The organism is Pseudomonas sp. MF6755 (genome assembly GCF_016405635.1).
Classification (GTDB): Bacteria; Pseudomonadota; Gammaproteobacteria; order Pseudomonadales; family Pseudomonadaceae; genus Aquipseudomonas; species Aquipseudomonas haemolytica.
Map to the genome: position 1 here is coordinate 1 of NZ_JAEKDA010000059.1, position 511 is coordinate 511.

At 57.9% G+C, this 511-nt stretch carries 1 protein-coding gene and 1 pseudogene; both read right to left on the bottom strand.

Annotated elements, in window-relative coordinates; genetic code table 11:
• Window positions 1–155 (bottom strand): annotated as a pseudogene (locus JFT66_RS30360) (DUF932 domain-containing protein); the annotation flags it as partial.
• 71 nt (window positions 156–226) lie between these two features.
• On the bottom strand, window positions 227–511 hold a 285-nt coding region (locus tag JFT66_RS29670; RefSeq protein WP_233097232.1), incomplete at its 5' end, for a hypothetical protein.

Consider the following 511-nt stretch of genomic DNA (forward strand, 5'->3'; position numbering starts at 1 on the left):
TCAGACTTAAAATGGACCGGGCTTTCCTGAATCTGCCAGTCCATACCCGCTTCACGCTGCCAGACTTCGAGCGGTTGTTTGGGGGAGAGGCGACTGCCCAGACCATGCCAGGGCGTGGCACCAACGTAAGCCATTTGTTCAACGAGATGAGCCATGGAAATGATTCCTTGCGAATGAAGGGAAAAGCGCGTCGTTTCATTAACCAACGACGCCTGTTCACAACGACTTAACGGTTGACGCTGAAGCTGTAACCGCACGCCAGGCACTGATAGTTGTGAAGGATTTTTTCATCGATCTGCTCGCCCAGCGTGGCCCCGGCAATGCCACCTGCGACCCCACCGAACAGACCACCCAAAATCGCCCCGGCGATGCTGCCGATAGCGATTCCCACCGGCCCGCCGACTACTCCCAGCACCGCGCCGGCTTCTGCGCCTGAAAGGGCGCCGGCGGCACCGCTGGCCACACCGCCTGCCGCACCAATTAATCCACCCGTTTGTTTACCGATATTTTT